The 3,631-nt window shown below is 65.2% G+C and carries 6 protein-coding genes; all 6 read right to left on the reverse strand.

The genetic code is table 11. The features are described from left to right. The coding region (locus ACXJL8_RS36475) for a carboxymuconolactone decarboxylase family protein (protein WP_456686575.1) at positions 1-332 on the reverse strand (332 nt) is incomplete at its 3' end. Positions 333-335: 3 nt separating this feature from the next. Beyond that, positions 336-857, reverse strand: coding sequence for an RNA polymerase sigma factor (locus ACXJL8_RS36480; protein WP_456622942.1), 522 nt, complete (start codon positions 855-857; stop codon positions 336-338). Then, a complete protein-coding gene (locus ACXJL8_RS36485) occupies positions 854-1,063 on the reverse strand; it encodes a YgaP family membrane protein (protein ID WP_456622943.1) in 210 nt (69 codons plus the stop codon). The genes ACXJL8_RS36480 and ACXJL8_RS36485 overlap by 4 nt, the downstream gene beginning before the upstream one ends. Before the next feature lie 95 nt (positions 1,064-1,158). Next, positions 1,159-2,343, reverse strand: a complete 1,185-nt coding sequence (locus ACXJL8_RS36490; RefSeq protein WP_456686576.1) for a serine hydrolase domain-containing protein — start codon at positions 2,341-2,343, stop codon at positions 1,159-1,161. Positions 2,344-2,404: 61 nt separating this feature from the next. After that, on the reverse strand, positions 2,405-3,097 hold the full coding sequence (locus ACXJL8_RS36495) for a GNAT family N-acetyltransferase (RefSeq protein ID WP_456622945.1): 693 nt from the start codon (positions 3,095-3,097) through the stop codon (positions 2,405-2,407). 4 nt (positions 3,098-3,101) lie between these two features. Further along, on the reverse strand, positions 3,102-3,449 hold the full coding sequence (locus ACXJL8_RS36500) for a Lin0512 family protein (RefSeq protein ID WP_254130930.1): 348 nt from the start codon (positions 3,447-3,449) through the stop codon (positions 3,102-3,104). Positions 3,450-3,631 lie beyond the last annotated feature (182 nt).

Raw genomic sequence — 3,631 nt, forward strand, 5'->3', positions numbered from 1 at the left:
CCCCGATGCTGCTCGAACAGGCGCTGCGCCAGCAGCGCATGACCGAGCGTGCCGCCTGCGCGCACCGCGGCGGCAATCATGGCGGCTTCGGCCAGCTCCTCGCGCGTGGCCCCCGCCTTCGCCGCTTGCGCGGTGTGCACGTCGAGGCAATAGGCACATTGCGTGGTGAGCGCGACCGCGAGCGAGATCAGCTCGCGATACTTTGGCGGGATCAATCCGTCCTTGCGCTCGACCGCGTGGTTGAACGCAAGGAACGCGTTGGCCTCGACCGGCGCCAGCGCGACCAAGGCGGGAATCGATTTCAGGTCGTCGGGGTTTTGATAATCGGTCATGTCTCATCTCGTCAGGTATTCGCGCATCAGGGCGCGGGCGCGATGCAGCCGCGCCTTCACGGTCTGCCGCGAGGCACCAAGCGCAGCTGCGATGTCGTCGATGGTCATTTCCTTGACGTCGCGCATCAGCGCGACATCGCGGTAGTGCGGCGGCAACGCCTCGAAGGCCGCCGCTAGGTCGAGCCGCAGATCGGCTTCGGTGCGCGACAGCAGCAGCGCCTCCGCTTCGCCGGCGTCGATCGCGGGCGCGAGGCCCGCCTTACGGGCGAGCCGCAGACATTCGCGGCGGACCACGCTGAACAGCCAGGCGGAGAATGCCAGCAGCGAGCGGATCGTGCCGACATGGCGGAACAGGATCCACAGCGCTTCCTGCGTCGCGTCCTCCGCATCCGCCGAGCTGCGGCAGGTCGCGCGCGCGTAGCGGCGGATGTCCGGCTGCGCCGTCGCAAGCAGGCTGGCGATCGCATGCTGGTCGCCGAGCCGCGCCGCCTCGAACAGCTTTGGCGAGATCGCGGCCGCACTCACGAGACGCCCCCCCGTCCGATCCCGGCCATCGCGCACATCGGGCAATAGCCGACCAGGCCGGTCAGCGCGAAGCCGGCGCCGCCGAGCGCGACAAGCCACGCCGCGACGCCCGCGAGATATACGAATGCCGCGACCGCCACCGCGATGCCTGCGGCGATCCGCACCATCTGGTGCAGGCTACCGATGTTCTTCCTGTAAAACGCCATCGCGTCCTCCGACATGAGCCGAGGCGGAATGCCTCGACCGTCAAGAGGGCTCGACCGGTGAAAAGGATTCGCGGTGTCCAGCAATTCTTTTGCGATCAGCCTCCAACCGCCTGATAGGCCAGCCGCTYGAACTCGAAGAAGAAGGGATTCCAGAAGCCCATGTAGCGCTGGGCCATCAGCACGCCGGCGGTATTGGCCTCAGGGCAGATCCACCAATGGGTGCCGGCGAGTCCGCCCCACTGGAATTCGCCGGTCGAATTTGCGGGATCGAACGRCGACGGCGCGAAGGTGACGGCGCCGCCGAGACCGAATCCCTTGCCCGGGATCGGCCCGAGATTGGCGAAGCGGATGGTTTGCCCTGCGGGCAGCTGGTTCGTCATCATCTGCCGCAGCGTATCCGGTTTCAGGAGCGCATCCGAACCGGGCAACAGCGCGCGCACCAGCGCGAGCATGTCCGGCAAGGTCGAGACCAGACCGCCGCCCCCCGACAGACGCGGGAAGGATCGCCGATAGGCCTGCGGAAAAGGCAGATTGTCGGCGCGCGTGAGGCCGGGCTTCATCGGATCGAGCGCGTCGGCACCGGTGTAGAGCGCGACCAGCCTGCCCTGCGCCGCCTCCGGCACGTCAAAGCCGGTGTCGGTCATCCCGAGCGGATCGAAGATGCGCGTCTTGAGGACGACATCGAGCGACTTGCCCGAGACGACCTCCACGACGCGGCCGAGCACGTCGGTGGCCACCGAATATTCCCAGCCCGCGCCGGGATGATAGGACAGCGGCAGATCGGCGAGCTTGTCGATCATGTCGGTCAGCGGCGTCAGCGGATTGAGCACGCGCGCCTCGTTGTAGCCTTTGAACAGCACCGTGCCGGGATCGAAGATGCCGTAGCTGAGGCCCGACGTGTGGGTCAGCAACTGGCGGATCGTCATCGGGCTCTTTGCCGGCTCGGCATCGGCGAGGCTCGCCGCACCGGCTTTCAGCACCTTGCGATTGCCCAGCTGCGGCAGGAATTTCTCGACCAAATCATCGAGCCCGATGCGCCCCTCCTCCACCAGCAGCATGACCGCGCAGGTGACGAAGATCTTGGTGTTGGAGAACGCGCGAAAAATGTGATCGGGCCGCAATGCGGCGTTGGCCTCGCGGTCGGCAAAGCCGACGCATTGCTGATCGACGATGTCGCGGCCACGCAGCACCGCCCAGGAGACGCCGGGGATGATCTCCTGATCGACGTAACGCTGCATCGCCGTCCGTACGGCGGAAAAATCGGTCGTCCTGGCGTCCATGTGTTTCCCCCAATTGTGGTTGGGACCGATATAGCGCGAATTCTCAGGAAATGAAGGGAGCCTATTCCTCCTTCATAAACGCAGTGACGTACAGGCGCCGCCTGATCCGCATTCCCTGTCGCTGGTACAGCGCGATCGCGGATGTATTGTTCGAGAAAACGTGCAGGAACGGAATTTCGCCGCGCGCCTCGATCTGGCGCGCGACCGCCGCGAGCAGCGCCTGTGCATAGCCACGCCCACGATAGTCTGGATGCACGCAGACGGCCGTCATCTCGACGAACTTTCCCGGCTTCATCCGCTCACCCGTCATCGCGACCAATTCGCCGCCGGCGCGGATGCCGAGGAATGTGCCGAGCTCATGGGTGCGCAGTGCGAATGGACCGGGCTTCGTCAGCTCCGTCAGCGCCATCATGGCGGGAACGTCGGCGGCGCCCAATGTGACGATCTCGGCATCGCGGAGCGAACTGTCCGCCGGCGAGCCGATCATCTGCTCGCCGGTCTCCGCCAGCACGACCTTGAAACCAGCGGACATTTCGACCGGCTCCGGCGTGAACAGCGCGGCCACCTGCGAGCCCGACAGGAGATCACGGAGTGCGGCGAAGCTAGCCTCGGACATGTCGGTCATGTCGGCAAACGGCGTCATGTCCACGGGATAGCGCAGCGCGCGCGGCCCGCCCTCCGCCAGATGCTTCTGGCTGGTCGTCAGCGCGCTCCAGATCGGACGATCCAGTAGCCGCTCATCGCTATCGGACACCGGCCTAGTCCTTGTCGAAGCTGACGATGACAGCCGCATTGGCGATGAGGATGGGGTCGTTGGCCACTTCCGTGGCCGAAGGAATCTCCAGGCCGCCCTTGACCGCAGTCACGGTCACGGTGCCGTAGGGCAGCTCCTTCGCAACGGCTTCCTTGTCCACCGCCTCAGGGTTGGGCACTCCGATCGTGACATCGACGAACATGTCGTTCGCGGTCTTGTCGATCATCCGGAAGAAGCCGAGGCTCGAATGCCGGATCGCATCCGACACCGCCCGCTTCGCCGCCTTGGTGGCGTCCCTGCCGTGGACGTCGACGCCCATGCCCATCTCGGTGATACAGCGAACGCGAGTCATGTCTTATTCCTGTGGTTGGTTGAGTGATTGAGAGTGTGGGGGATCAGTGATCGCGACACAAGTACGGCAAACCTATTCGGGCCAAGCCCTGGCTACACACTCCGTCATTGCGAGCGCAGCGAAGCAATCCAGAGTCTTTCCGCAGAGGCAGACTGGATTGCTTCGCTGCGCTCGCAATGACG

The organism is Bradyrhizobium sp. P5_C11_2, assembly GCF_054049755.1.